Below are 26071 nucleotides of genomic sequence, written 5' to 3'. Positions count from 1 at the left end.
AAAAAACGAGAACTTTTTCTTATATTAAATATATTTATCCCAAGGTTCAGGCTTACCAAAAAGATAACCTTGACATAGATCACAGCCACAATTCTGAAGGAATTTCAGCTGTTCTTCTGTTTCTACACCTTCAGCTAGTGTCTTAAGTCCCATCCTATGAGCCATGGTCATGATTGTTTCAACAATCATCTGTGATTTGCTGTTGATTGAGAAATTCTTCATGAAGTCCATATCCATCTTAATGACATTGAAATCAAATTCCTGCAGAGCATTCAATGAAGAATAACCGCTGCCAAAGTCATCCATCCATACTTCCAAGTTATGGAATCTAAAGAGATCGACCTGACGTTTAAGGAAATCATTACGGTTAAAGGCAATGCTTTCTGTCACTTCAACATGAATGCTTGATTTATCAACCTGATATCGATCTAAAATATCAACAACATGCGTAATGAGATCAAAGTTTTCAAAGTCGATACGAGAAAGATTGACAGAAATAGGATAAATCTTCCCACCGTTGGATTTTCTTTTAGAAATAATCTGACAGACTTCCTCTAATGTATGAAGATCTAGTTCATAGACTAAATGCGCATCTTCCAATACACCTACAAATGTTTCAGTAGGAATCATACCATATTTAGGATCAAACCATCTAGAAAGAGCTTCAAAGCCAAACAGTTCCCTATTCTTTGCATTCACCACTGGCTGTAAGTATGTCTTAATATAGCCTTTGTTCAATGCTTCCTTAAAATGACTGACAATGTACTTCTTCTTATGATAATGATCTTTTAAACGAGAAGAATAATAACATTCATATTCCTGATAATTATGTTTAATCTGATCATAAGCCAATTTCGCCTGATCACAGGCATGTGCCGCATCACTTACACGTTCAACTTCTGGTACAAAGATACCTGCCTTAATATCAAGATAAACACTATGCTGAAGATTTTGAATACGTTCATGTAACGTCTTAATGCGTTCATGCGCTAAGCTTTCATCAGTCAGGACGATGAAATGATCTTCAGAAATACGAGCAATAAGACTCTCTTTAAAGATCTCTTCCATCATTCTACCAAATCTTCTAAGCAATGCATCTCCACCAATAAAACCAAATTTTTCATTGTATAGCTTAAAGTTGACAATATCCAAATAAATAAAAGCACCATTAACATTATGAGAAAGCAATGTATCATAAAAATCCAAAGCATTATTACGATAATAATCATAATTTCTTAAATGCGTAAGACGATCAATGCCTTCTTCATCCACATCATAATAATCATGTTTTCCAATAACACTTAACATATCTCTTTTCTTAGAAAGATCATGGATGAAAACATAGAAGACATCACCATATGTTGTATTATGAGAAAGCTTTCCAAAGTCCTCAACATTCTTGATCTTACCTGATTTTGTCATAATACGATATCGTACATAATCAAATCTGTTCTCATTAGAATTGACCTGTTTCCAGATAAAACGTTCCACTTCTTCAATATCATCCTCGTAGACAAGATTCTTAAATGATCCATGCGTGTAATCCATCAGTTCTTTAAATGACTGACATTCAAAGATATCCAACAGTTCTTTATTGGCAAATAGAATCTCTTCTCTACCTGTTGCCTTATAGACAAGCAATGCACCTGGAAGACCATCAGCGATATCTTTTAAATCAAATTTATTTATTGTTTCAGTTAACTTGAAGGCATCACTTGTCTTCTTGTTCTTTTCTTTCTCATCAGTTGCTCTTCTATAAAGGGACTGGAAATCATCCCCTGCTTTTAATAAAGCATAGCCTGCTGTCATACGATAGTAGACATCTTTATATTCTTGTACAACATCAATAATAAAACCGATCTTTTCTTCAATTATTTCTTTGTTTGTCTCTTTAATAAAGACCAGAAACTCATCGGCAGAATGACGACAGATCAGCCCATCTGTAAACTGCTTTTTAAGCTTATTAGCCAGATCAACAAGGACCTCATCTCCCATTTTTAAACCAAAGCGTGTATTGATCAAACGGAAATGGTCGATATCAAAGACAATCATTGTTCCTTCTTCTTGCTTATTGATAAGTGTTTCATAATAGAAACGATGATATAAGCCAGTAAGAAGATCATATTTTCTTAAATCAATAGTATGATGATCTTTTGTATCATATATAAAGAAATAGCCATAATGCTTTCTTACAATAGAGATAATATGAAGCATATGCTTCTTATTCTGGATAGAAAGCTCAATATCTAATTCTTTATGCACATTATCACTAGGATTATTCAATAGACTCATCAGTTCATCTTTATTTTTAGAAACGTTATTTTCAAGAAACTTAACAGCCTCATAAAAAGACCCTTTACATCCTTCTTCTATATAAGCACAGGCATTTCCACGAAAGATTTCTTCGTAATAATCCTGAGTGAAATCAACTTTAAAAAATAAAGAGTTTTTTAAAAGTTCTTTTATATCATATTGATGTAACGCTTCTTTTAAATCGCCATATTTACCTATAACATGCTCCATAAGCTTTCCTCCTATAAATCCATTCTACATTTATAATGTCAAAAATATGTCAAAGTATAAACAATTTTTTCTATTTTTGTAATAAATTCGTCATATTTATATCAAAGGTATTTTATATATCTATATTTTTAACACTCGAGCATTCTATCAAAACAAATGGAAAAACGAAAGAAAAACGCAAGCCTTTTTAGCTTGCATCATTCATATAACGACTTAAGAACTGTTTTGTACGCTCTTCTTTAGGATGATTGAAAATCTGATCCGATGTTCCAATTTCACAGACGTATCCTTTGTCCATAAAGCATACGACATCGCTGACCTCTTTAGCGAACTGCATTTCGTGAGTAACGACAACCATAGTCAATCCTTCTTTAGCAAGGGAATTCATGACTTCCAATACATCTCCTACCATTTCTGGATCAAGTGCTGATGTTGGTTCATCAAATAATAGAACATCAGGATCCATACATAAACTTCTCGCAATTGCAACACGCTGTTTTTGTCCACCTGAAAGCGTAGTGACCGATGCCTGAGCAAACTTTTCCATGCCTACTGCTGAAAGATGCTTTAAGGCAATCTGTCTTGCTTCTTCCTTATTTCTCTTTAATACCTTAATCTGAGCAATCATACAGTTTTCTAAAACGGTCTTATTGGCAAACAAGTTAAATGACTGGAATACCATGCCTACCTTAGAACGATAACTATTGATGTTCATATTTCCATCAAGAATCTTCTTTCCACGATAAGCAATTGTTCCTCCTGTTGGAATCTCTAGAAGGTTGATACATCTTAACAAAGTAGATTTCCCACTTCCTGATGATCCAATAATAGTCATTACCTGTCCTTCATCAATAGAAAGATTAACATCATGTAGAACATCCAAGTTGCCATATGATTTTTTTAAATGCTGAATTTCAATAACATGTTCCATCATCCTACCTCCTATGCACAATTATCCATAACACTCACCTGATTGGTATGAGTGATTTTCTTTTCAATAAAATGAAGAATAGCTGTTGCCAATGATGTAAGAATCAAGTACATAATGGCCACTAGCATATAGATTTCAGTATATTTCATCGTACTTCCTGCAATACTAGTTGCCTGGAAATACAATTCAGTAACCGCAATCGCATTTAACATACAGCTATCTTTGATATTAACAATAAGCTGATTACCAATTGAAGGGAAACTGTTCTTAATAGCCTGAGGGAAAATGATTGAAAACAAAGTCTGCGCATTGGTCATCCCTAAAGCTTTCGCTCCTTCACTTTGACCAGGATCAATAGCTTGAATACCACTTCTAATGATTTCTGCCATATAAGCACCCGTATTGATTGAAATAATGATCATCCCAGCAGTCAATCCATCCCAATTAAGAATTGGCTTTAATAAATAATAAAGGAAGACAGCCTGTACCATCATCGGTGTTCCTCTAAAGATCCATACATAAAGTGATGTGAAGACATGTCCACATTTTTTTAATATCTTCTTAAAAGTAGAATCCAATGGATCAATTTCCATGGAATGAATAGCTCCAATAATTAATCCTAATACTAAACCACAAGCTGTTCCTACAAAAGCAAATGCTAATGTCATGGCTATACCATAAGCAAATAATGGCCAGCCATCTAATAAAGTCTGCCAAGCAAAATGAAAATCTATACTCATAATATCCTCCTACTGATCCTGATAAAGCGGTGCACGATTAACCGCTTCTTCCATAATTTTTACTCTTTCTTCTTGATAAATAGAATCTAATGCACGCTGTACATCTTTAAAGAGTTTCGTTTTTCTTGAATTATTCTTTAATCCAATTGATACTGTTGTATCAATATCAAACCCTTTTCCTGGTTTAAATTTTACAATACTTAATTCCTTATTGGCTTTACAGATTCCTGTAGCTACCGGAAGTTCAGCAGTAACACCATCCGCATCACCGGTTCTTAAAGCCATAACTAATTCAGGATAAGTCGCTTTTGGTGTCTGATGCTTTACCCCTTTGATCTGATCAATGATCGTATCATAGTTGGTATTCTTCTGCCCCATCACCTTTGATCCTTTAAACTGATCAACACTATCATAGTGCGCCTGCTTGCTGTTCTTTCTAACAATCATAACCATTTCTGATGAATAATAAGGTGTTGTAAAATCCATTCCTTTTTCACGTTCAGGACTAGCTGTCATTCCAGCGATAATCGCATCGATTTCTCCTGATTCAAGTGCACTAGGAAGACCTTCCCAGCTGATTTTCTTGATGACTAGCTTACGGTGAATCTTTTTAGCAATCTTGCTGGCAATAACGACATCATAGCCATCCGCAATTCCTGCTCCTCCATCTAAATAGACACCGGAACTGCCTCTTTTAATAGCCTGCCAGTTAAACGGCTGATAAGCAGCTTCCATTCCTACAATAAAATTGTCTTCTGTATTTCTTGTTGTCGTACATCCACTTAAAATAAGTGTAGACATCATTAACATGATAAGAACTTTCTTCATAAACTATCCTTTCCGACAAAGAAAAAAAGCTATGCATTATTGCATAGCCTCAATATCAACCTGCAGATAACGCCTCTTCTTGCGAAGGAGTGACCAAAGTATTTCCTTGATCCCCAAGAGACCTGATTACCACCAAGCTCTTTCGGCGATGATTACCTTTTAGACATTTCATCGGATGTCTCCTCCCTGTCCTACTCTGACGCACCGCTGCCTCTATCTCTTTATCATTTTATACGTTTGAATTATACTCCTATATTACTCCTTGTCAAGGATTGTCTACCTGTTTATCACTGTTTAAATGAAAAGTACCCTCTTGGAGGGTACTCAATTATTTTGAAGCTTCAATCATTAAACTTGTAATCTTATTTGAGAAGCCTACTGGATCTTCAATTGTAAAGCCTTCAATTAACATGGCTTCATCAAATAGAAGAGAGGCATAGTCTTTGACTTTATCCGCATTCTTCTCATTGACATTTACTAAGGCATTAAATAAATCATGATTTGGGTTGATTTCAAGAATTCTTCCAGCCTTGACATTTTGTCCCTGTGCTTCTGGCATAGCATTAAGCACTTTTTCCATTTCAAATGATACACCTTCACTTGAAGTCAAGCAGACTGGATGTGATTTTAGACGTGAAGATAATCTTACTTCAACAACCTTGTCACCTAATGCTTCCTTGATTGCATCAAGTAGATCTTTATGATCAGTTGTCTTTTGTTCAAGTTCTTTCTTTTCTTCTTCACTTTCAAGATTTAAATCACCCTGTGTAACATTCTTGAATGTCTTTTCTTTATAATCTCTTAACATTTGAAGACAGAATTCATCAACATTATCTGTTAAGTAAAGAATATCAAATCCTTTATCTTTAACAGCTTCACAAGCTGGCAACATATCGATCTTTTCGACAGTTTCTCCACTCGCAAAATAAATATCTTTCTGATCTTCTTTCATTGCTTCTACATATTCATTAAGAGTGATGTAATCTTTCTTGTTGGCACTGTAGAATAACAATAAATCCTGTAATTTATCTTTAAGCATGCCATAAGAATGATAGATACCAAACTTAATCTGCATACCAAAGTTCTTCCAGAACTTCACATACTCTTCACGATCTTTCTTAAGCATGTCTTCTAGTTCTCTTTGAATACGTTTTTCAATACGATCCGCAATAAGTTTCATGCTGCGGTCATGCTGAAGCATTTCTCTTGAAATATTAAGATTTAAATCCTGTGAATCAACAAGACCTCTTACAAAACGGAAATGTTCTGGCACAAGATCCTTTGCTTTATCCATAATGAAGACACCTCTTGAATAAAGCTGAAGTCCCTTTTCATATTCACTTGAGAAATAGTTCATTGGTACTTGTGAAGGAATAAATAACAATGAATCATATGTGATATTACCTTCTACTCTATTATGCATAACACGCTGAGGATCAGTAAAATCATTAAACTTTGATTTATAGAAATCATTGTATTCTTCTTCAGTAATATCTTTCTTATTACGTTTCCAAAGTGGAACCTGAGAGTTCAATACTTTTACTTCAGTAACATCTTCATATTCATCACTATCTTCTTTCTTTTTAGAAACTGTCATTTCCATCTTGATTGGATAGTGGATATAGTCAGAATATTTCTTGATTAATCTTTCAATTTCATACTGGCTTAAATATTCATCATAGTTTTCTTCTTCAGTATTATCTTTTAAATGAAGAACAATCTTAGTTCCATGATGATCTAAACCTGATTCAAAGATTTCATAGCCATCGCTTGTATCACTTACCCAAGCGTACGCTTTGTCTTCACCATATTTTTTTGAGAAGACTTCTACTTTATCTGCAACCATGAATGCAGAATAGAAGCCAACCCCGAACTGTCCGATAATATCGACATTATCTACACCTTTTTCAAGGGCATTCTTAAATTCATTTGAACCAGAGTTAGCGATTGTACCTAAACGTTCTTCTAGTTCATCATGATCCATACCAATACCATGATCTTCAATGGTAATTGTTCTTTTCTCTTTATCTATTGATAAGAAAATATCCATATCTTCTCTTGAGATACCGTTAATATTTTCCTGTAAAGCCTTGTAATATAGTTTATCGCTGGCATCACTTGCATTGGAAACCAATTCTCTTAAGAAAATTTCTTTATGTGTGTAAATGCTATTGATCATTAAATCCAATAATCGTTTTGATTCTGTCTTAAACTGTTTCTTTTCACTCATATTTTAGCACTCCTTTTCTTAATTGCTAAAAACATATTACACCAAAGAATTAGCACTGTCAAATGAAGTCTGCTAAAAACTACTGTAAATCCTCACCGTTGCTTTCAAAGACCTTCTTGATCCAATAGAAAGACTTCTTAGGAATTCTTCTTAAATCCAACAGTTCCTGATCAGTTCTATTAACGTAGACGAAGCCATATCTTTTAGCAATTTCACATGAAGAAGAAGGAATATCTATTGGTCCCCATGTTACATAGCCAAGACATTCAACTCCATCTTTAAGCATTGCATCTTTCATAGCCTGAATATGATTGCGATGATAGCTGATACGATAATCATCTTGTACCTGTTCATTGACATCAATAGATTCTCTTGCACCCATTCCATTTTCTAAGATAAATAATGGCTTATGGAAACGAGCATACATATCATTCATGACAATACGTAAACCAGTTGCATCTTTTTCCCAACCCCATTCAGTCGCTTCAAGATGAGGGTTTTTAATGACATGCTTATCAAGAAGTGAAGCATAGTCATGTTCTAGATCTAGTTCTCCACTTGTCAATACATTAGAACGATAATATGAGAATGCTAAATAATCACTTGTATATTGTAAAAGCTCTTCATCCCCTTCTTCAAAATGAGGGAACCATCCACGTTCTTTTAAATAGGCACTGTAGTACTCAGGATAGCGTCCATTAGCTTGTACATCCACAGTCCACATATTCACAAGATTGTTCATTTCCTGTACAAAGAGATTGTTCTGCGGTGTCATGGTAGCTGGATAGAAAGCCATGATTGTTGTCATGCCTCCCACCTTAGCATCAGGTGCTAATTCTCTTACAGCCTTGACCATCTTACAATGAGCAATCATAACATTATGAGCCACCTGATAGAGATGCTTTTCTTTTGATACCCCTTCAGGAATCTCTTCAGCATTAGAATAAAGAAGATTCATAGCATGAAGATTCTGTTCATTAAAGCTCATCCAATGTTTCACACGATCACCAAATCGAGAAATACATACTCGTGCATAGCGTTCAAATAGATCTACAACTTTTCTAGATGCAAAACCGTTATATTCTTTTACAAGATGATAAGGCATATCAAAGTGTACCAATGTGATCATTGGTGTAATGCCATTTTCAATTAATTCATCAATAAGACGATTATAGAAAGCAACACCTTCTTCATTGACTTCATCATCCCCATTAGGAATAATACGACTCCAGCAGATTGAAAAACGATAGAAGTTAAAGCCCATTTCTTTCATTAAAGCAATATCTTCACTGTAGCGATGATAGGCATCAATAGCAACTTTCCAATCAGCATGTCCTTCTGGTGTTGGTCTTACATCATAGATGGAAACCCCTTTTCCACCTTCATCATAAGCACCTTCAGTTTGAAAAGAAGATACACTTCCTCCCCAATAAAAATCTTTAGGTAATTGTTTCATCTTAGTTGTCCTCCTTATGTCCACTTCATTTTATGCATACGCTTTCATCAAAGTAAATAGCAACGCTCTCCTTTATAATATCGTTTCATTCTTTTTCATATGATTGTTCTTTTTATGAAACATTATTTCATGATATAATGTGATTGGTGAAACATAATGAATCTATTAACACAATTAGAACTAAAAATGCATTTTACTGAGTCAGAGAATATCCTGGCTCAATATATTCTTGAACATGGTGAAGAGGTCGTAAAGATGTCCATTCACACCTTTGCGAAAAAGACTTATTCTTCCCCTGCTACAATTGTAAGACTTGCCAAGAAATGTGGTTTATCAGGATTTAATGATCTAAAGATCACTCTGGCCAAGGAGCTGTCTCTTCATACATCAAAAGAGATTGATCCCAACTTTCCTTTTGATAAAGATGATGATTTTAATACCATCATCAATAATCTTACCTTACTGCATAAAGAAACCATCGATGATAGTGCCGCCCTGCTTGATCAAAAGACATTAAATCAATGCGTAAAGCTATTAGATAAAGCAGACAGCATTGATCTATATGGACTAGGAAACTCTCTGTTGGTGGCACAATCTTTTGCGCATAATATGATGCGCATCGGCAAACAGGTCAACTTTCGTACAATGGCTGGTGAACAGGGCTTTCTTGCAAGAGTAAGCAATCCTAAACATGTGGCCATTATTATTTCCTATTCTGGAGAAACAGATGAGATTATCAGGATTGCGAAAACACTGAAGAAACAAAAGACAAAAATCATTGCGATTACATCCCTTGGGGATAATCAGCTTTCTCATTACAGTGATCTTATTCTTCATATTTCTTCTAAAGAGAAGATCTTTAATAAGATGGCTCCTTTTTCTTCTTTATTATCTATTCAATATATTTGTACGATGCTTTATGCCTGTTTCTTTAGTTTAAATTATAATGAACACAAGGCATTTAAATTGCATTATGATTATGAAGAAGATCTGCGTCATCCTTTCTATTCTCCAATCAATGAAAAATAGTATTTATTGCTTTTTTCTATAATTAATCTATAATAAATTTGTCTACGAGGATTTCATCATGTGGTGACTTACTTAAGCATCAACAGAAATAGGAGTAGGCAAATATATAGAAACGTTGCATCCTTTGTGAGCAACAGTGGAGGAAAATTGAATATGAAAAACACAAAGAACTTAACTTATCTTGCCTTGTTCATTGCGATCGAGGCCCTAATGGTCATGGTACCATTCCTAGGATTCATTCCTATCGGTCCATTAAATGCAACTACTTTGCATATTCCCGTTATTATTGCAGCTATTGTCCTTGGTAGAAAGGAAGGCTGTATCATTGGATTGGTATTTGGATTATTTTCAATGTTAAAAGCAACAATGAATCCATCCGTTGTATCATTTGTCTTTTCACCATTTATCAGTGGGAATATCTTAAGCGCAGTAATCGCTATTTTCCCAAGAGTGATGATTGGTTTTGTAGCTGCTACAATCTACAATCTTCTTAAAGAAAAGAATGATGTCACAGCAATGGCTGTAAGTTCTTTTTTTGGTGCATTTACTAACACAATCCTAGTCTTAGGCGGAATCTACGTCTTCTTTGGTGTAGCTTACGCAAAAGCTATGGGAACAAGTTTCTCTGCCTTACTACCAGCATTCATGACTGTCGTGACTACACAGAGCTTGCTTGAAGCAGTCGTTGGTACAGTTATTGCAGTAGCTGTCAGCAAGGCCTTATTAAAAGTAAAGCGAGGATAAAATATGAAAAAGAAACTGATTATTGGAATTACAGGATCAATTGCGGCGTTTAAATCAGTTCAGCTCATCAGTGATCTTTCTAAAGAAAATTATGAAATTGATGTCTTGATGACACCTTCTGCCGCCAAATTCGTCACACCCTTGTCTATTCAGGCATTAACAAAAAGAAAAGTCTACATTGACGTATTTGATGACGATCCTGGAACAATCACTCACGTTGACATCGTTAAGAATGCAGATGCCTTTATCGTCGTACCTGCATCCGCTACAACGATGGCAAAATTAGCTTATGGCATTGCCGATAATATGTTAACAGCAGCATTTCTAGCTGCCACTTGCCCAAAGCTAATCGCCCCTGCGATGAACGTACATATGTACGAAAACAACGCAACTCAAAGAAATATTGATACACTTAAAAATGATGGTGTTCTATTCATAGAACCCGGTACAGGTCTATTAGCCTGCGGTGATGTCGGTAAAGGCAAACTTGCAGACTATAATAGCATCAAATTGATGATTGAATACGCATTGCATTCTCATCCACTTAAAGGCAAGCGTGTTCTCATCAGTGCTGGTCCAACAAGAGAATCCATGGATCCAGTACGTTTTATTTCAAATCATTCAACAGGAAAAATGGGATATGCGATTGCCCGCGCTGCTTTCCTTCTTGGCGCTGACGTCACATTAGCCCATGGCCCTGTTAGCCTTAAGGATATTCCAGGTGTTACAATGAAACCTTTCATAAGTGCCAATGATCTATTTGAACTTATGAAAGAAGAAAGCAAAAAGGCAGATTATATTATCATGTCAGCAGCAGTCGGAGACTATCGTCCACAAGATGTCGCGAAAGAAAAGATCAAGAAGAACGACGATTGTCTACATGTCGAATTTATCAAAAATCCCGACATCCTTTCCTACCTCTGTGCTAACCGCACAAATCAGCAGATCATTTGCGGCTTTGCCATGGAGACAAATGATCTGATTGCACACGCTAAAGAGAAACTGCTTCGCAAGAATGCAGATATGATTGTCGCTAATTCCTTACGCACCAAGGGTGCTGGATTTGCGACAGACACTAATGTCGCTACGCTTATTACAAAAGAAAATACTGAAGATTTACCAATGATGTCAAAAGAGGATCTGGGATTAGTGATTCTTGATCGCCTGATGTCACTTAAGGAGGATTAAAACCATGCTGCTAGTTGTAGATATTGGAAATACAAATATCACAATGGGATTCTATAAAGATGACCAGCTTATTAATAATTATCGTCTTAACACACGTTTTTCACGTACATCTGATGAATATGGCGTTATGCTTTCTGCGTTTATGAATGCCAACAACTACAAAGCTGAAGATATTCAGGATGTTATCATCAGTTCTGTAGTTCCTAAGGTCAATTACTCATTCTCAAGTTCTATCATTAAATACCTGAACATCCATCCTACTTTTGTAGGTCCAGGTGTGAAGACTGGTATTTCTGTCAAGATTGAACATCCTTCATCATTAGGTGCTGATCGACTTGTCGATGCAGCTGGCGCCTACTATACATATGGTGGCCCTTGCATCGTTATTGATTTTGGTACTGCCACAACATATGATGTTGTTTCAGAAAAAGGAGAATTCCTTGGTGGAGCTACCAGTGCTGGTATTGGTATTACAGCTAACGCACTTTCTTCAATGGCTGCTCAGTTACCTGAAATTGAAATCAGTACACCTGACTCTGTCATTGGAAAAAATACTGTAAAATCAATGCAGGCTGGTATTGTCTTTGGTTATATTGGCCAGGTCGAATATATTGTAAAGAAGATTAAAGAAGAGTATGGAGAAAACCTTAAAGTCATCTCTACTGGTGGATTAGGTAAAATCCTCTATCATCAGACGTCATGTATTGATGTCTATGATCGTGAGCTTACTTTTAAGGGGCTTAAGATCATTTACGATAAAAATAAAAAGAAAATCAAAAATCCCGCATAATGCGGGATTTTTACTATAAAAAAACACTTCCGAAGAAGTGTGATGTACTAATGGAGCCACATGCCGGAATCGAACCGGCATCCTCTGCATGGCAAGCAGATATAATAGCCGTTATACGAATGCGGCGTCTTTTGAGTACACGACTAATATATCAGCATTGCCGTAACTTGTCAAAGGGTTTTTTCATTATTTTCTTATAATTTTTTAATACGTTCATTCATCTTTTTAGCAAGTCTTCTATTATGTAAATAGAAGATAAACCAGATGCTAAAAGCCACTAACAATTGGCCGATGATAGCACTCATCATTGCCCATAGACCATTTTTAACCGGAATCCAACCAACCATGAATGCTGTGATTAACAAAACGGTACAACCAATACCCATATGGAACAATGTACGCATTCCAAGTGTGAGATTTTCATTATCATAAATCAAAGCAGGAACCCCAAATCCAAGACCGATAAACATTGTTCCTATCACCATCTTAGTTATACCATATCCCCCTCTAACAAATTCTCCATTAGAATAGATATCAAAAATAACACACGCAATACAAAATATGATAGCCGCTAAAGAAATTGATGCAAATACACTAGATAATATCTTTTTCATAATGATTCTCCTATAGACCTAAATATTCTTTTAATTGAGGAAAGTACTTTCTTGAGACATAATCTGATAATCCATTCTTTAATTTAAGAAGAAATGCACCATTGAAACTAGCTTCAATTAAATCTAAATAAGAAAGATTGATGATTGTTTGCTTAGATATTTGCATAAATCCCTTTCCCAATAGTTTATCGAAGCTTTTCAAACGTTTTTTAGAAACATACTTATCATTGTATGTATAGATGATTGTCTTACCATCTTCAACAGTAATCATATAGATCTCATCAACTTTTAAGACATGCATTCTTCCCTCCTTATTAGCTACTAGAGGATTAGGTGATGTAAACATGTCGATTACTTGCTGGACTTCATCATTTATTTCATCAGTATAAATGACAATATATGGTGGATGATACTGTTTAGATAATTCCACATTGACTTTCATCTTCCCCCTCCTTTCAATTTCATATTACCGATAATTCATCATCTTGTCTTCCTATTTACATTAACATGCATATATTACATAATAAGATACAAAAAAACACTCCCGAAGGAGTGTTATGTACTAAATTGGAGCCACATGCCGGAATCGAACCGGCATCCTCTGCATGGCAAGCAGATATAATAGCCGTTATACGAATGCGGCGTCTTTTGAGTACATGGATAGTATACCAGTAATGTGACTATTTGTCAACAAAAAATAGAAAGTTTTTTATACAAAAAAGAAGAAGGGTTTTCCCCTCTTCTTTATCCTTCATAGCTGCTAAATTCTCTAAGATGATCAAAATAGAAATCCATCTGTTCTCTGAATTCTTTCCATAAGGCATTCTCTTTTTCTCTGCCACATGAACCAATTTTTTTCCATTCTGACTGTAAGTCACGCATACGCTGTGTGACTTCTCTAGAGTAGTCTAAACCGTGTGCTAATCTTTTAGCTTCATCGATGAGTTTCTTTTTTTCTGAGGCATTCTGTTTATGTTTAGCATCTAGCTGATCAAAGTATGTCTGACGATTTTTATAGAAAGTCTGACGAGCATCATTGAAGCGTGCCCATAAATCATCATTATCCTTGCCAGCATAGCCTGCCTGTTTCCATTGTTCCATTAGATCATAATAGAAATTTCCTGTCTGCTTCCATTCTGTCGAATCTTTCTTTTCTTGTGCTAATGCGATCAATTCTTCTTTCTTGCGTTTTGCTTCTTCAATGGCTGGCTGTAAGGCATTCCAATGTTCTTCTTTACGTTTATAGAAGATATCAAAATATTTACGGAATTCTTTCCATAGCTTATTATCTAACTCATTGCCTGCAGATCCTGCCTGCTTCCATTCTTCTAATAACGCATTGAGCTGGGCTGTAGCCTGTGAAAAATCATCACTTGAGGATACTTCCTCTGCCTTTTGAATAAGCGCAGACTTGATTTTCTTATTATCGTCGTGATGTGCTCTTAAGCGCTCAAAAAAAGTAGCCTGTGCTTCCTGGAATGCTTTCCAGAATTCATCTTCAATAGCAAGATGCCAATACTTGACTTCTTTCCATTTTGCCATAAGTTCCTTGAAGCCATTGACTCCCTTTCCCCATTCTTCAGTTATAGAATAGTCTTTTGCTTCCTGAATGAGTTTCTGTTTTGTTTTTACTGAAGATGTAAAATCATCACGATCATCGATTTCTACTTCTCCACCTTCATAAGGTGCTCTTTTCCAATAGAAGACATGATAGTAGTCTCCTTCATGTAAAGCAAGCCATGTTCCATGTTCTGCTTCATCAGGAGAAATAGGCTGATTGAATGCATTTCTTGCACCATATCTAACCTGTACTTTTTCAAGTCCTGTTAATTCATCATTGTTTTTTTCTACAATTGCTTCAGTGTCTCTAAATGTTTCAATATTCTTTGTTCGTTTCATAATAATCCTTTCCTCTATGTTTATATTATACTACAGAACAGAAATATCATACAAACATACATTTTTATTTTTCTTCCAAATCACAAAAATATAACCAAGATAATACATATCGTATTATAATGGAAATGAGGTGACTCTTATGCAAAGATATATCATGGCATTAGATGCCGGTACAACGAGCAATAGATGTATTCTTTTTAATGAAAAAGGAAAAATCTGTGCGCTTAGCAAAAAAGAATTTACACAATATTTTCCTAAACCAGGATGGGTTGAGCATGACGCAAATGAAATATGGTCATCCCAGTATGCGGTAGCACGCGAGGCAATGAAACAGCTTAATGCAAAAGGCAGTCAGATTGCCGGTATTGGTATTACCAATCAGCGAGAAACAACGATTGTATGGGATCGTACAACCGGTGAACCAATCTATAGAGCTATCGTATGGCAATGTCGAAGAACGTCTGATTATTGTAAAGAGCTTAAAGAAAAAGGCTATACTGACATGATCAAAGAAAAAACCGGTCTTATTATTGACCCCTACTTCTCTGCCACAAAAATCCATTGGATACTAGAAAATGTGCCTGAAGCACGTAAGAAGGCTAATGAAGGCAACTTGCTATTTGGGACAGTGGATACATGGCTGATCTGGAAACTTACTGGCGGAAAGGTACATGTCACTGACTATTCCAATGCTTCTCGTACCATGCTTTTTAATATTCATACATTAAAATGGGATCAGGATATTCTTAACCTCCTTGATATTCCAGCATCCATGTTACCAGAAGTACGTCCTTCAAGCTATATATATGCACAAACAGACTACCATCTCTTCGATGGTTCTATTACCATCGCCGGCGCTGCTGGTGATCAGCAGGCAGCCCTTTTTGGACAGACATGCTTCAATGCTGGAGATGTGAAGAACACTTATGGTACAGGATGTTTTATGTTAATGAATACTGGTGATACTCCTGTCTCATCTGATCACGGATTATTGACGACCATCGCCTGGGGAATTGATGGTAAGGTTCAATATGCATTAGAAGGTTCTGTCTACATGGCAGGAGCAGCCATTCAATGGCTAAGAGATGAACTAAAGCTCATTGATACGTCTTATGACTCAGAATATTTCGCAACAAAAGTCGAGGATACCAATGGATGCTATGTGGTTCCATCATTTACTGGACTAGGAGCACCGTACTGGAATCCTTATGCTAGAGGAATTATTACCGGTCTAACCCGTGGTACAAACAAGTGTCATATTATTCGTGCCACATTGGAATCCATCGCTTATCAGGTCAATGATGTCCTCGAGGCAATGGTACTTGATTCCAAAATTGATCTGCGTTCACTAAAAGTCGATGGTGGTGCCTGCCTCAATGACTTCATGATGCAGTTCCAATCAGACATCTGTCTTGCCCCTGTACAAAGACCAGCATGTGTTGAAACAACAGCCATGGGGGCGGCCTATCTCGCCGGTCTTGCGGTAGGCTACTGGCGTTCAATGGATGATATTTGTGCGCAATATCATATTGAACATACCTTCACTCCTAACAAGAATGAAGAAAAAAGAACAAGAAGACTAAAAGGATGGAAAAAAGCTGTTAAGGCTGCCATCATCTTAACGGAAGATAACTAAAAAAGTGGAAGGATTTCTCCTTCCACTTTTAAAATATAGAATTACAGTTTTTTGTTAATTATTTATTTAAAGGTTTTTTCCATAATGATAATACAATTGCACCAACAACTGAACCAACAGCGATAGATGCTAAGTACATTGGCCAGTTACCGATTGTAGCAATTACGAAGATTCCACCATGTGGAGCTCTTAATGTACAGTTGAATAACATTGATAAGCCACCAGCGATAGCTGAACCTAATACACATGAAGGAATAACTCTGATTGGGTCATTAGCTGCAAATGGAATTGCACCTTCTGAGATGAATGATAATCCCATGATGTAGTTAACTAAACCAGCATTACGATCTTCTTCTGACCATCTGTCTTTGAAGAATGTAGTTGATAAAGCGATAACTAATGGAGGAACCATACCACCAGCCATTACAGCTGCCATTAATGTATAGTTTTTAGAAGCTAACATACCAGTTGCAGTAACATAAGCTGCCTTGTTGAAAGGACCACCCATATCGATGGACATCATACCACCAGCTACGATACCAAGTAAGATACCATATTTACCTAAACCATTTAAGAATGAAGTTAATCCACTGTTGATTACACCCATGATTGGGTTAACAGCTGAAGCGAATACACCCATTAATGCAACACCTAATAAAGGATAAAGCAAGATAGGTTTAATACCATCCAATGATTTTGGAAGACCAGCGAATACTTTCTTTAATAGAATAATAATCCAACCAGCAACGAAACCATATAATAATGCACCTAAGAATCCAGGAGTAGCTGCAACCTTAGCAGCACTTGGATCTAAGAAAGTAGCACCTGATTTAGCTAATAAACCACCAACGATACCAACAGCAAGACCTGGTCTGTCAGCAATAGACATTGCGATGAAACCAGATAAGATTGGAAGCATCATACCGAATGATACACCACCGATAGCGTTGAACCATGCAGCAAGTGGAGTTGATGAACCAAAGTTTGCACCAGCGTTCTTATCATCGAATAAGAATGCTAAAGCGATTAAAATACCACCAGCAACAACGAATGGCAACATATGAGATACACCATTCATTAAGTGTTTATAGAAGCCCTGAGCAGCGTTAGCGCCACCAGCTGCAGGTGCAGCTCCTGCTTCTGCGTGATAGATTGGTGCTTCACCATTTCTGATCTTATTGATTAAGTCTTCAGGATGACGAATACCTTCAGTTACTGAAACTGATAATAAAGGTTTACCATCAAAACGAGCCATTTCTACATTCTTATCAGCAGCGATGATGATACCATCAGCAGCTGCGATTTCTTCTGCAGTTAAGGCATTTCCAATACCTTCAGAACCATTTGTTTCAGCTTTTAGAGGATAACCCATAGCTTCCCCTGCTTTAGTTAAGTTTTCAGCTGCCATGAATGTATGTGCGATACCTGTTGGACATGCAGTAACAGCTAAAACCTTATACTGTCCTTCGTTTACTTTTGCAGCTTCTGCTGCTTCTTCAGCATCTTTAATTGCTTCTCTTTCATCGATAATATGAAGGAATTCTTCAGCTGACTGTGCGTTCATCAACTTTTCTCTGAATGCTTCATCCATTAATAATGCTGATAATTTTGCTAATGCCTGAAGATGAGTATTTCCACCATCTTCTGGAGCAGCGATCATAAAGAATAATTTAGCTGGCTGACCATCTAATGATTCATAATCAACACCAGCAGGTACAGTCATTGCTGCTAATCCGGCAGTCTTGACTGCTGCAACCTGTGCGTGAGGAATAGCGATTCCTTCACCAATACCAGTTGAAGTTAAGCTTTCACGTGCAAGAATTCCTTTTTTATAGTCCTCCTTGCTTGAAATTTTCCCAGTGGCATCCATTAAATCCACTAACTTGTCAATGGCTTCATCTTTAGAATTGACATTAACATTAAGTGCGATGCCCTTGAGATCTAACAATTCAGTAATTTTCATTATTATTTCTCTCCCTTTAATTGTCTTAAATTTTCATAAATGAAGTCTTTTGTTGCAAGAGAATCACTGAATGCAGTCGCACCTCCACATGCAGTACCTAATTCTAATGCTTCCATGTAGTCTCCATTTCTGAGATAACCGGCAATAAATCCTGCAACCATACTGTCACCAGCACCAACAGAATTCTTTACTTTGCCTTTGCATACACCAATACGGTGAGTGCCACCATGTTCATCTACTAGTAATGATCCATCTCCTGCCAATGAGATCAATACATTTCTAGCGCCTTCTTCCTGAAGCTTTTTAGCATAGAAGATTAAGTCTTCTTCACTTTCAAGCTTCACGTTAAAGATTTCTTCAATTTCATGATTGTTAGGTTTAATTAAGAATGGCTTATATTTAAGAACATTCATTAATAGATCACCTGTTGCATCAACTACAGAGAAGATATTCTTATCCTGTAGTCTATGAAGAATAGTTTCATAAATACCTGAACTAATTGATTTAGGAATACTTCCAGATAATACAAGTACATCTGACTTATCCATCTGATCAAGCTGCTTAAATAGCTTTTCAAGATCTTCCTTTGTAATTTTAGGACCTATACCGTTGATTTCACTTTCTTCATCGCTTCTCAATTTAACATTGATACGTGACATACCTTCCTTAACTTTAATGAAATCAGCGTTGATACCCATTTCTTCTCTAGCAAGTCTAGCAATTTCATCACCAGTAAATCCAGCAACGAATCCTAATGCCTTAGAATCATACCCTAATTCCTTTAAAATAAATGATACGTTAAGTCCTTTCCCACCGCAGAAGATATGTTCTTCATTCACTCTATTGACAACGCCTGTCTTAAAATGATCAACACTAATAACATAATCTAGTGCAGGGTTAAATGTAATTGTGTAAATTATTTTCAAGCACCCCTCTCATATGAAATTTTATTACAACTTCATTATACTAACTACAGTTTTATCCGTCAATAATTACAGAGCGAAAAAAAAAATTGGTCTATAAAACGTGAAAAACACGCGTTTTTTCACACGTGTTTTAGCGTTTATCGAAAGCAAATATGTCTTCACATTTAGCAATCTTGGAATGTGAGTTTTCAATCGATGTCGTAAGAAACAAAAAGATGATTTCTATCACCGTTGTAGCGGATACTCGTGAAAAACAGAACTCATCAAGAAAAAGTTTTTCACGCGTTGCTGTAGTAATATGATAGTCCACACTTTCCCCAATTGCAGAATGACTATTATTAGTAATACCAATTGTAGTTGCTCCATTCTCCTTAGCAATCTTAACAGCCTCATAAACCTTATCTGATTCACCGGAGTTACTGATAGCAATCAATACATCACCTTCTCCTAATGTAAAACAATAAGAAAGCTGCGTTTCCCATATTGTCCCGGCAGTTGTTGGGATACCTAACTCATTGAACTTAAAAGCCGCATCGATAGCTACGGGAATCGTATTCCCTACTGCGACTATCTGTACATGTCTGGCTTTTTCTAATGTCTTAAGAATCACATGAAATGTTTCAATGTCAATCTGATTGACCGTCTGTTTTAGTTCTTCAATTTTATTTGCAAGAATATTCTGTAAAGATTGGCCAATGTTATCAAGGGAGATATCATTCGAAATACTGCCTTCACCATAGGTTTCTACCATTTCTTTTGCTAATCCAATTTTAAGCTGATGAAATCCTTTTAAGCCTACTTTTCGACAAAAGCGTGAAACAGAGGCGACACTGACATCACTTGCTTTTGCAAGTTCTGAGACTGTCATATCTACTACAAGCTTATGATTGTTTAATATATATTTGGCAATCTTTTTCTCTGCATCAAATAATTGATCATAAATAATGGAAATGCGATCCATTACTGTCTGTGCTTCATTCATAATATATCCTCCATGAAATTCTTTTTCATATAATAATATATCATGAAAATGTAAATGATAACATAATGATTTTCATGATGCGAAAATTCATAAGTATCACCTGAAAATATTGTATATTGAATATGTATGGAGGATTCAAAAATGAAACATATTCAAATGAAATACAATTTATTGCAGATTGCTTTCTGGATGGCAAGCTGTACCATCCTGGGATATATTGCAGTCTTTTTAAAATATAAGGGATTAAGCAATACTGAAATCGGTATTGTATCAGGAATATCCTGTCTTATGAATATGATTCTTGGTCCTTATCTTTCTACAATGTGTGTAAAGTCAGCTTCTCTTTCTTCTAGAAAGATGCTTACTCTATTATTTATATGTGTTGGTCTTATGTTTGTATCTATTACATTTATACCATTGCCCAAGATCATAATTATGTTGGTTTATATACTTGTCTACTCTCTCAATGTTTCCTGTGTACCATTCCTATCGATGCTTTGCATGGATCTTATTCGTACAGGATCATATTTGAATTTTGGATTGTCACGTGGACTTGGCTCCGTTGCTTACGCTTCTACAGCGATGCTTTCAGGATTTCTTATTGATCTATTTAATCCGGTTGTTCTTAGCATTATCTACAGTTTATCTTCTGTGGTATTCCTAGTTATACTTTTTACTTTCCCTACTGTGAAAGATAAAGGTGTCATCAATGAAAAAAGCAGTATTGTTTCTATTATCTTTAAATATAAGCTTTTCTTCTTTTTGCTTTTAGGATTTACTTTTACATTTGCGGCTTCCACTGCTCTTTCTACTTATCTTATTGATATCGTGAAGAACCTTGGAGGAAATAATTCATTCTATGGCATTGCGATTTTCTTTATGGCTGCAAGTGAGATGCCAATCATGGCTATTACACCTCGACTTATGAAAAGGTTCAACAGTGTTCTCTTGATTGCTATTGCGGCTTTCTTTTATATAGTAAGAAACTATACGATTGCGTTAGCGGGTAATCTTCCTATCTTATTAATAGGGATGGCTTGTCAGTCATTGTCTTATGCGTTAACAACTGGTGTGATCACCTACTATGTGACTTATCATCTTGAAGAAAAAGATCATATGATGGGACAGACTCTCATCGCTGTGATGACTTCTGGTCTTGGCAGCATGATTGGCAATGTGCTTGGTGGTGTCATTAGTGATCATTATGGATTATCATCCATGCTGATGTTTGCTCGTATTATTACTCTTGTAGGAGCTATCATTATCTTTGTAGCAGCCGCTACAAAAGGAAAAGCACTCTTTAAAAAAGATAACCGCTATAACTAATAAAGGCATCCTCAGGGATGCCTTTATTATGCTCTGTTTGTTTTTTCAATAATCTTTTTTAAGAATCTTAATTCTTTAGTTACATCTTTATAATGATCAAGTTTCCATTCCCAGTTAGGAGAACCGATTGTGCCTGGCACATTGAAACGACATTCTCCTGGTAGACCTAATAGATCCCATATTGGAATGATGACCATCTTGCTTGTTTGATCCATGCAGTAATGAATAGCCTTGCGATAGAACTTACGTTCTCTGTATTTTCTTAATTGTTCATTGATTAAGGTTAAGTCTTCTTCTGTAAGTTCATCATGCCATCCCATGATGGTGTCATTATCATGTGTTCCTGTATAGACAACAACCTTATCAAAGTCAAACTTGTCATGATGATGGAACATGTAGACAAACATTCCTGGGAATGTGTAATGATCTCTTAACTCATAGACTTCGCCCCTTAATTCACCAAGATCTTCCGCAAGGATGCGACAATCTGGATACTCGCTAAATAGTGTATCAAACAGCTTATAGCCAGGCGCTTCTACCCATTCACCAACAACTGCTGTTTCTTCTTCCTCAGGAATTTTCCAATAAGTGTCAAATCCTCTAAAATGGTCAATACGTACGATATCGTAAAGCTTGCATGCATATGAAATACGGTTAAGCCAGAATGTAAATCCATCCTGTTCCATATAGTCCCAATTATAGATAGGATTGCCCCAGCGCTGTCCTGTCTTGGAAAAATAATCTGGTGGTACACCGGCCACAAATGAAGGTGTGCCATCTTCTTCTAATAGGAAGTTTTCCTGATTAAGCCATACATCTGCACTATCTAGTCCCACATAGATAGGCATATCGCCAATGATTTCTATACCGTTCTTATTGGCATATTCTTTTAATGCATACCACTGTTTATTGAAGTAGTACTGCAAGAATTCCTGATAGAGAACTTCGTCTTTGACTTCTTCTACATCAATACCCTTTTCTTTTGGGTAAAGCTTGTAGTGATCTTCCCATTCTCTCCACTCTTTTCCTTCATTTTTTAATTTAAATACTCTAAATAATGCGTAGCCATATAACCATTCCTGTTCTTTTTCAAATCTACGCAATGCTTCAAAATCTGTAAAGCGTTCAAAGGCTTTACGATAAAGTGATTCTTTATATGTTCTGACTTGAGTATAATCTACTTTATTTAAAGAAAACACTTCTTCTTTTACTTCATCTTTATTTAGAAGACCTTCCTTTATAAACGCTTCTAGATCAAGATAAAGCTCATCTCCCGCATAGCTTGAATAAGGCTGATAGGGAGAATTCCCATAGGATAATGGATTAAGGGGTAAAATCTGCCAAACGGATACGTTGGCATTTTTAAGCTTATCTACAAATGTATAAGCACATGACCCAAAATCACCTACTCCTTTTCCTGGCAATGAGGAAATGGGACATAAAATTCCTGCCTGTCTCATAAATACTTTTCTCCTTTTACCATACTGACTTCTGTCTTTTCTATTATATCATAGTCATATCTTTTAAAAAAAATAATTTCGTTATGAGTTTGAAAATAATCTTTTTTCTTATTAACGCAAAAATTAACTCTAATTTTGTAGAAAATATAAAAATGTATTTTAATTTTCATCATTTAACGAAAAAAGATATTGCAACGCTATTTTAATAGGTATAAAATGAGTGATAGAAAAAAGGGGGACGCTTTATATGGAAATCAGATTTGAGAAAGCAAAAACATTAAAAGAAAAGCCTGATCAGAGCGCACTAGGCTTTGGTAAATATTATACAGATCACATGCTAATTGTTGACTGGGATAAAGACCAGGGAGGATGGCATGATGCAAGAATCGTACCTTATGGACCATTACAGCTTGAACCATCTACAATGGTATTACACTATGCTCAGGAAACATTTGAAGGATTAAAGGCTTATCGTAATCCTAAAGGTGAAGTACAGTTATTTAGACCTGAAATGAATGCAAAACGTATGCAAGAATCTAATAAACGTCTTTGTATGCCTTATTTAGAAGTAGAAGACTTCATTCAGTGTGTTGAAACACTTGTTAAAACTGAACAGGATTGGATTCCTACTGCACCAGAAACATCATTATATATCCGTCCATTTATGTTTGCGACTGAACCTGGTGTTGGTGTTCATCCTGCAACTTCATATAAATTCATTATTATCTTAACACCAGTTGGAAACTACTATCCAGAAGGTGTTGCTCCAGTTAAGATTTGGATTGAAGATGAATACGTAAGAGCTGTTAAGGGTGGTACTGGTTTCACTAAATGTGGTGGTAACTACGCTGGTTCATTAAAAGCTCAGGAAAAAGCTGAAGCTCATGGATATACTCAGGTTTTATGGCTTGATGGTAATGAAAAGAAATATGTTGAAGAAGTTGGATCTATGAACATCATGTTCTTAATCAATGATACAGTTGTTACTGCTCCAACTGAAGGAACAGTTCTTCCTGGTGTTACAAGAGATTCAATGTTAACTCTTTTAAGAGATTGGGGATATAAAGTTGAAGAACGTCATTTAGACGTTGAAGACTTAATGGAAGCTGCTCGTACTGGTGCTTTAAAAGAAGCTTGGGGTACAGGTACTGCTGCTGTTATTTCTCCAGTTGGTCAGCTTTGCTACAAAGGTGAAGAATGCAAGATCAATAACTTCGAAACTGGTGAATTAACTCAGAAACTTTATGATACTCTTACTGGTATTCAGTGGGGTAAACTTGAAGACAAGTTCAATTGGACTCGAATCGTTAAATAAAAGCCAGAAGTCAATCGACTTCTGGTTTTTGTTTACAGATAAATACTGCTTAAATACATGAACTATGATCGTGTATTTTTTTGTTTCATAAGCTTCGTTATTAGGTTTGCATAAGATGAAACATGATTAAGACTGAAATCACCATGAGCATAGCGATACATGATAATCATCTGACTCTTCTTGATTGTATGGTGGATATGCGTACAAGATGGAATATAGTTCTTCTCTTTGCTGCCGACTTCGACATAGACTTTTGCTTTCGTACTAGCAATAGTCTCTTTTAATACATAATGACGCATTGCTTCATTGATTTTAATGAAGTCTTCCTTATCAATCTTTGAAGATTCTTTGTACTGTTTCTTTTGTTTTCTGTTTAAATGATAATTATGTAAAGACAAACGATAGCTAAGCTGATCTTTTGGCTTAGCGACAAAAGATTTCTCTTTCATAACATCAGCACTTTCAATGATTGCATATTGACAGATATCAGCTTTTATTGACAGCATTTCACATAAGATCTGTCCACCTAATGATAAGCCACCAATAAGTGCAAGCTGTCCATCATAGTGATTATTGATATCTTCTATAATCTTCTTTGCAATATGTTCTATAGAAATAAAGTGTTCCTTGCTTCCTTGATGACCATCAAGTAATGGCAAGAGAATATGATAACGATCTTTTAGCTGATCAATAATGAGATCATAGTTCCATGCTGAAAGAAATTCTCCATGTATTAGCATTATGGTAGGATTGGATGTATCACCATATTCTTTATAGTTCATCAAATAATTCATATTTGCCCACCTTTCTTTTTTATTGTATGCCACTTGATTAAAAAAAACAATTGAAAAGATGGTCTAGCGACCATCTTCATCTTCACATGATTTAATATGACCTACATATTTAGTAGCAGGACGGATAATACGTCCACCGTATAATTTATCTTCTAGGTTATGAGCAACCCATCCAACAGTTCTTCCGATTACAAATAGTAAAGTGTAAAGATCTTCAGGAATACCTAATAGATCATAAACAAGACCACTATAGAAATCTACATTTGTACATACACGTTTACCTTTTCTCTTATAGATTTCTTCCTTGGCAATTTCCGCAAATCTCTGGTGGAATACGAATTCCTCATGTCTATTCTTAGAATAGGATAATTCTTCACATTTAATAGATAAGATTTCACTACGTGGATCACTTAAAGTATAAACGGCATGTCCTATACCGTAAATAAGACCACTTTTATCATTGAAGTCTTTATCTAAGATACGACAAACAATTTCCTTGATCTTATCATCTGATGCATTAAGTCCAATTTCATCGATGACAGCCTTCATCTGCTGACGAACAGCAAGGTTTGCCCCACCATGACGAGGACCTTTTAATGAACCAATTGATCCAGCAATAGTTGAATAAAGGTCAGTTCCTGTAGAAGAGATCACAACATTAGTAAATGTGGAGTTGTTCCCTCCCCCATGATCAGCA

The 26071-nt window shown here is 35.9% G+C and carries 22 protein-coding genes, 2 tRNA genes and 1 riboswitch; of the genes, 7 read left to right on the top strand and 17 right to left on the bottom strand.

Annotated elements, in window-relative coordinates; translation table 11 throughout:
* Window positions 1-24: 24 nt before the first annotated feature.
* The 6 genes from T513_RS11635 to T513_RS0101975 all read right to left on the bottom strand — a co-directional run bounded on the left by T513_RS11635 (window position 25) and on the right by T513_RS0101975 (window position 8708).
* Entirely contained in the window at window positions 25-2523 is a 2499-nt protein-coding gene (locus T513_RS11635) for an EAL domain-containing protein (RefSeq protein WP_051654352.1), read from the bottom strand.
* A gap of 187 nt (window positions 2524-2710) precedes the next feature.
* Window positions 2711-3457: an amino acid ABC transporter ATP-binding protein gene (locus T513_RS0102000; RefSeq protein ID WP_035876460.1), complete on the bottom strand. Its 747-nt coding sequence runs from the start codon at window positions 3455-3457 to the stop codon at window positions 2711-2713.
* Window positions 3458-3465: 8 nt separating this feature from the next.
* Window positions 3466-4194: an amino acid ABC transporter permease gene (locus T513_RS0101995; protein WP_029070290.1), complete on the bottom strand. Its 729-nt coding sequence runs from the start codon at window positions 4192-4194 to the stop codon at window positions 3466-3468.
* Between the two features lie 9 nt (window positions 4195-4203).
* On the bottom strand, window positions 4204-5022 hold the full coding sequence (locus T513_RS0101990; protein WP_031588697.1) for a transporter substrate-binding domain-containing protein: 819 nt from the start codon (window positions 5020-5022) through the stop codon (window positions 4204-4206).
* Between the two features lie 59 nt (window positions 5023-5081).
* Window positions 5082-5246, bottom strand: a riboswitch (Lysine riboswitch).
* 104 nt (window positions 5247-5350) lie between these two features.
* Window positions 5351-7252 (bottom strand): molecular chaperone HtpG, encoded by a 1902-nt coding sequence (gene htpG / locus T513_RS0101980; protein WP_029070288.1) that lies wholly within the window; start codon window positions 7250-7252, stop codon window positions 5351-5353.
* Between the two features lie 79 nt (window positions 7253-7331).
* Complete coding sequence (locus T513_RS0101975) at window positions 7332-8708, bottom strand: glycoside hydrolase family 1 protein (RefSeq protein ID WP_031588696.1); 1377 nt, start codon at window positions 8706-8708, stop codon at window positions 7332-7334.
* A gap of 156 nt (window positions 8709-8864) precedes the next feature.
* On the opposite strand from T513_RS0101975, the gene T513_RS0101970 reads away from it, so the two are divergent.
* The 4 genes from T513_RS0101970 (at window position 8865) to T513_RS0101955 (ending at window position 12459) form a co-directional block, all read left to right on the top strand.
* Complete coding sequence (locus T513_RS0101970; protein WP_031588695.1) at window positions 8865-9737, top strand: MurR/RpiR family transcriptional regulator; 873 nt, start codon at window positions 8865-8867, stop codon at window positions 9735-9737.
* A 153-nt stretch (window positions 9738-9890) separates the two neighbouring features.
* On the top strand, window positions 9891-10481 hold the full coding sequence (locus tag T513_RS0101965) for an ECF transporter S component (protein ID WP_029070285.1): 591 nt from the start codon (window positions 9891-9893) through the stop codon (window positions 10479-10481).
* Window positions 10482-10484: 3 nt separating this feature from the next.
* A complete protein-coding gene (gene coaBC, locus T513_RS0101960; protein WP_031588694.1) occupies window positions 10485-11669 on the top strand; it encodes a bifunctional phosphopantothenoylcysteine decarboxylase/phosphopantothenate--cysteine ligase CoaBC in 1185 nt (394 codons plus the stop codon).
* Between the two features lie 4 nt (window positions 11670-11673).
* Window positions 11674-12459, top strand: coding sequence for a type III pantothenate kinase (locus tag T513_RS0101955; RefSeq protein WP_031588693.1), 786 nt, complete (start codon window positions 11674-11676; stop codon window positions 12457-12459).
* Between the two features lie 51 nt (window positions 12460-12510).
* Here the strand turns inward: T513_RS0101955 and T513_RS0101950 are convergent.
* The 5 genes from T513_RS0101950 to T513_RS0101930 form a co-directional block, all read right to left on the bottom strand.
* Window positions 12511-12585, bottom strand: a tRNA-Gly gene (locus tag T513_RS0101950).
* Window positions 12586-12653: 68 nt separating this feature from the next.
* A complete protein-coding gene (locus tag T513_RS0101945; RefSeq protein ID WP_031588692.1) occupies window positions 12654-13073 on the bottom strand; it encodes a DUF3021 domain-containing protein in 420 nt (139 codons plus the stop codon).
* A 10-nt stretch (window positions 13074-13083) separates the two neighbouring features.
* On the bottom strand, window positions 13084-13515 hold the full coding sequence (locus T513_RS0101940) for a LytTR family DNA-binding domain-containing protein (protein ID WP_031588691.1): 432 nt from the start codon (window positions 13513-13515) through the stop codon (window positions 13084-13086).
* Window positions 13516-13641: 126 nt separating this feature from the next.
* Window positions 13642-13716: transfer RNA gene (locus T513_RS0101935), tRNA-Gly, on the bottom strand.
* Between the two features lie 101 nt (window positions 13717-13817).
* On the bottom strand, window positions 13818-14972 hold the full coding sequence (locus tag T513_RS0101930; RefSeq protein ID WP_051654351.1) for a DUF349 domain-containing protein: 1155 nt from the start codon (window positions 14970-14972) through the stop codon (window positions 13818-13820).
* 139 nt (window positions 14973-15111) lie between these two features.
* Between T513_RS0101930 and glpK the strand changes: the two genes are divergently transcribed.
* Window positions 15112-16608 (top strand): glycerol kinase GlpK, encoded by a 1497-nt coding sequence (gene glpK, locus T513_RS0101925; protein ID WP_031588689.1) that lies wholly within the window; start codon window positions 15112-15114, stop codon window positions 16606-16608.
* Window positions 16609-16666: 58 nt separating this feature from the next.
* Here the strand turns inward: glpK and T513_RS0101920 are convergent, their stop codons facing one another.
* The 3 genes from T513_RS0101920 to T513_RS0101910 all read right to left on the bottom strand — a co-directional run bounded on the left by T513_RS0101920 (window position 16667) and on the right by T513_RS0101910 (window position 20479).
* Window positions 16667-18571: a PTS fructose transporter subunit IIABC gene (locus tag T513_RS0101920; RefSeq protein ID WP_031588687.1), complete on the bottom strand. Its 1905-nt coding sequence runs from the start codon at window positions 18569-18571 to the stop codon at window positions 16667-16669.
* A 2-nt stretch (window positions 18572-18573) separates the two neighbouring features.
* On the bottom strand, window positions 18574-19497 hold the full coding sequence (gene pfkB / locus T513_RS0101915; RefSeq protein ID WP_434221062.1) for a 1-phosphofructokinase: 924 nt from the start codon (window positions 19495-19497) through the stop codon (window positions 18574-18576).
* 130 nt (window positions 19498-19627) lie between these two features.
* On the bottom strand, window positions 19628-20479 hold the full coding sequence (locus tag T513_RS0101910; protein WP_029070277.1) for a MurR/RpiR family transcriptional regulator: 852 nt from the start codon (window positions 20477-20479) through the stop codon (window positions 19628-19630).
* A 141-nt stretch (window positions 20480-20620) separates the two neighbouring features.
* Between T513_RS0101910 and T513_RS0101905 the strand changes: the two genes are divergently transcribed.
* Window positions 20621-21805: an MFS transporter gene (locus tag T513_RS0101905; RefSeq protein WP_051654350.1), complete on the top strand. Its 1185-nt coding sequence runs from the start codon at window positions 20621-20623 to the stop codon at window positions 21803-21805.
* 26 nt (window positions 21806-21831) lie between these two features.
* Here the strand turns inward: T513_RS0101905 and malQ are convergent, their stop codons facing one another.
* Complete coding sequence (gene malQ / locus T513_RS0101900) at window positions 21832-23265, bottom strand: 4-alpha-glucanotransferase (RefSeq protein ID WP_031588683.1); 1434 nt, start codon at window positions 23263-23265, stop codon at window positions 21832-21834.
* Window positions 23266-23512: 247 nt separating this feature from the next.
* Here malQ and T513_RS0101895 point away from each other — a divergent pair, with 247 nt between their 5' ends.
* Window positions 23513-24580 (top strand): branched-chain amino acid aminotransferase, encoded by a 1068-nt coding sequence (locus T513_RS0101895; RefSeq protein WP_029072219.1) that lies wholly within the window; start codon window positions 23513-23515, stop codon window positions 24578-24580.
* A 62-nt stretch (window positions 24581-24642) separates the two neighbouring features.
* Here the strand turns inward: T513_RS0101895 and T513_RS0101890 are convergent, their stop codons facing one another.
* Window positions 24643-25374, bottom strand: coding sequence for an alpha/beta fold hydrolase (locus T513_RS0101890; RefSeq protein WP_051654349.1), 732 nt, complete (start codon window positions 25372-25374; stop codon window positions 24643-24645).
* Between the two features lie 63 nt (window positions 25375-25437).
* Window positions 25438-26071: citrate/2-methylcitrate synthase (locus tag T513_RS0101885; RefSeq protein WP_035876453.1), on the bottom strand; the 634-nt coding region annotated here is incomplete at its 5' end.

The organism is Kandleria vitulina DSM 20405, from assembly GCF_000702065.1.
In the GTDB taxonomy this organism is placed as follows: Bacteria; Bacillota_I; Bacilli_A; order Erysipelotrichales; family Coprobacillaceae; genus Kandleria; species Kandleria vitulina.
This window is presented reverse-complemented; position numbering and strand designations above follow the sequence as displayed.